Raw genomic sequence first — 3,519 nt, forward strand, 5'->3', positions numbered from 1 at the left:
CCGGTACAACTGGTTCGGCGGCAGCTGAGTCAGGCTCGGCGCTCCGACACATCGGCCGCATGGCCACAACATCCAACCACTCCACGGAGATCATCATGATCAAACTCACGACCGCACTGGTTTCTCTCGGCCTCATCCTGGGCGGCGGCGCGGCCTGCGCGGAAGGCGGCATGGCGCACGACACGATGTCGAAGGGCAGCAAGGCAAAAGAGGAGATGTCCACGGGCAGCATGGCCAAGGACAGCATGTCCGGAACTGACGAGATGCAAAAGGACGCCATGAGCAAAGGCACCATGACCAAGGACGAGATGACGAAGGACGCCATGAGCAAGGGCGGCATGGCCAAGGACGCCATGACGAAGTAAAGGCTAGCCCGGTCCGCGCGGCAACGCGGCGGCCCGCTCCGGGCGCGTCGCCTTGCTGCTGATCATCGACGACAAGCCCTGTTTACGGCGAGCCCCGCGAGATGGCCGTGTTCGAGGTGTTCGTCTCCCGGGTTGCCGCCGAGATGGAACGGCGCAACACCCACCTGGCGCTGCGTCGCAGCGAGGCGCGGCTCAACGCCATTCTGCACTCCGCCACCGACGTCATCGTCACCATGGACGGGCAGCGTCGGATCAGCATGTTCAACCAGAGCGCGGAGAAGGCATTCGGCTGCGCGGCGTCCTGGGCGACCGGACAACCCTTCGACCGCTTCCTCTCGAAGCCCTTTCGACATCTGATCGAGAGTTATCTCGGGGAACCGTCCGCCAGCGGCGGCGATGCCAGGCGCAAGGTGTGGGTGCCGGGAGGAATGAGCGCGCTGCGGGCGGACGGCACCGAATTTCCGGTCGAGCTCACCGTTTCCGAGACCGAGACCGAAGGGTCGGTCCTGTTCACGGTGATCCTGCGCGATATCAACGAGCGCCAGCAGGCTGAACGCAAGCTCAAACGGCTCATGCTCGAGACCGAATATCTGCGGGAAGAGATTCGGCAGCAGGTCGGCCCGGACAGGATCGTGAGCGCTTCCCCCGCCATGCGGGAGCTCCTGACGCAGGTCGAGCGGGTGGCCGCGACCGACGCGACGGTGCTGATCGCGGGCGAGACAGGGGTCGGCAAGGAGCTGATCGCCCGTGCCCTGCACACCCAAAGCAGGCGCGGCGAACGGCCGCTGGTCAAGCTCAACTGTGCCGCGCTGCCGAGCGAGCTCATCGAGAGCGAGTTGTTTGGCCACGAGAAGGGCGCCTTCAGCGGCGCCGTCGCCCGGCGGGTCGGCCGCTTCGAGCTCGCCAACCGCGGCACTCTGTTTCTGGACGAGGTCGGCGAGCTCACCCTGGCGGCGCAGGCCAAGTTGCTGCGGGTATTGCAGGAACAGGAGTTCGAGCGGGTCGGCGGGAGCGCGCCGATCCGGACCGATGCGCGGGTGGTCGCGGCAACCAATCGCGATCTCGCCGAGATGGTTCGTGCCGGGGCCTTCCGGGAAGACCTGTTCTTCCGCCTGAACGTCTTCCCCATGCGGATTCCACCCCTGCGGGAGCGGCCGGAGGATGTGCCGGTCCTGGCCCGCGCCTTCCTCGCAAGCCTTGGCCCCAAGCTCGGTAAGCCGCTCCGGGAGATCGCGCCGCGGTCGATGAGAAGCCTCGAACGCTACGACTGGCCAGGGAATGTCCGCGAGCTCCAGAACGTGATCGAGCGGGCGGCGATCCTGGCCGACACGCCGGTCATCGAAGTGCCGGAGCTGGTCATCGGCACGGCCCGCGGGGGGACGGAGCGCGCGGCGCCTCGGGCGCTCAAGGACGCCGAGCGGGCGCATATCGCCAAGATCCTGGAGGACACCGACTGGACCGTCGAAGGTCCAGGCGGGGCCGCCGCGTTGCTTGGGTTGGCACCCAGCACGCTGCGCTCGAAGATGAACCGACTCGGCATCCACCGCACCTAAACCCCCACGCCAGGATCCCGCCCGTCTCCTGACCAAGGCCAAGTGCCGTGCGCCGGCACGGCACGGGGCTTGGGCGAACCCGCGCCTCCCGACCCACGCCGATCCCGCGAGCTTCCACGATCAAGCGTGGGGCCCCACGCCATCTCGTGGGCACGCGGGTTCGACGCACTCGTCGCGAATCCCGCGCCATTCCGTAAGAATCTGTTTCATATTCGTTTCTCCGGGATCGATGCAGTCTGGCACAGGATCTGCCTTATAGGAGATGTCCAGCCTGCTTGATCATCGCGGACCTCGGTACCGATTCCCTTCGGGCCTCCAGGGTCGCCAAGCTTGCATCGGCGGGCTGGCCATTCGTGATCCCAAATCCCTCTCATCCATCTGGAGCGAATCTCATGACCAAGCGTGATTTCCTGATCGCCGCCACCCTCGCCAGCATTGTCGCCGCCGGTGTCACGACCGCCCATGCCGCCGAGGCGGGCAAGGAAAAGTGCTACGGCATCGCCAAGGCCGGAGCCAATGACTGCGCCAATGCCACCGGCCTGCATTCCTGCTCGGGCCAGGCCAAGGCCGACAACGACCCGAACGACTGGAAGTATGTCGCCACCGGTACCTGCACCGACATGGGCGGCTCGCTCAAGGCGGGCGGCAAGAGCTAAACCCTGAGCGATGAGCCGGCGATGCGGCGCTGCGTGCCGCATCGCCACCCGATCACCCTGTGGAATCTCCGCCATGTACCCAGGCACCCAACCGCTCAACGGCTTCGGCCTGCGGGCGCCTCACTACCGCGAATTTCTGGAGCAGCGTCCGCCGGTGGACTGGATCGAGGTTCACACCGAAAACTATTTCGGCGCGGGCGGCTGGGACCTCCAGGTGCTGGAGACGCTGCGCGCCGACTACCCCCTGAGCCTGCACGGTGTCGCACTGGCCCTGGGGTCGGCCAGCGATGAGCATTTCGCCGCCCACCTGCAAAAGATTCGCGATCTTGCACGTCGCTTCGAGCCGGCGCGCATCTCCGAACATCTGTGCTGGGCCGTGGTGCCCGGCCGTCATCTGAACGACTTGTTGCCCTTGCCCCTGACGGCGGAGGCACTGCGGTTGGTGTGCGCGCGGGTCGATCAGGCCCAGGCGTCGCTCGGGCCGATTCTGCTTGAGAACGTCTCGACTCATCTGCGCTTCGCCGCCGACACCCTCGGCGAGGCCGAGTTTCTCGACGAGGTGGCACGGCGCACCGGCTGCGGCGTGCTGCTCGACGTGAACAACCTGTACGTGAACCAGTGCAATCACGGGGAGGACGCCCGCGCCGCCATGCTGGCGATCGACCCGGCCGTCGTGGGCGAGGTCCATCTGGCCGGCCACCTGATCACCGACGACGCGGTCGTCGACCACCACGGCGCGCCCGTCGCCGACGCGGTTTGGGCGCTCTATCGCGACTGCGTGGCGCACATTGGTGCCGTGCCCACCCTGATCGAAGCTCTCTTGGATTTCAAGTTATTTTTAATTCTACTTTGTTAGCTTGACATAAGCTTATGATTTGCCAATATTATTTTCAGGGCAAAATTATATTTGGAAATAGCAGATCATGGCTAACGCGATTGGTAGCG

4 protein-coding genes are annotated in these 3,519 nt (G+C 65.4%); all 4 read left to right on the forward strand.

Annotated elements, in window-relative coordinates; genetic code table 11:
• Positions 1–365 (forward strand): pentapeptide MXKDX repeat protein (locus QZY07_RS19575; RefSeq protein ID WP_295406270.1); only part of this gene is annotated, 365 nt, incomplete at its 5' end.
• Positions 366–466: 101 nt separating this feature from the next.
• Positions 467–1,918, forward strand: a complete 1,452-nt coding sequence (locus QZY07_RS19580) for a sigma 54-interacting transcriptional regulator (RefSeq protein ID WP_295406272.1) — start codon at positions 467–469, stop codon at positions 1,916–1,918.
• Between the two features lie 392 nt (positions 1,919–2,310).
• On the forward strand, positions 2,311–2,574 hold the full coding sequence (locus tag QZY07_RS19585) for a DUF2282 domain-containing protein (RefSeq protein WP_295406274.1): 264 nt from the start codon (positions 2,311–2,313) through the stop codon (positions 2,572–2,574).
• A 73-nt stretch (positions 2,575–2,647) separates the two neighbouring features.
• Positions 2,648–3,430, forward strand: coding sequence for a DUF692 domain-containing protein (locus QZY07_RS19590; RefSeq protein WP_295406275.1), 783 nt, complete (start codon positions 2,648–2,650; stop codon positions 3,428–3,430).
• Positions 3,431–3,519 lie beyond the last annotated feature (89 nt).

This window comes from uncultured Thiocystis sp. (genome assembly GCF_903866365.1).
In the GTDB taxonomy this organism is placed as follows: domain Bacteria; phylum Pseudomonadota; class Gammaproteobacteria; order Chromatiales; family Chromatiaceae; genus Chromatium.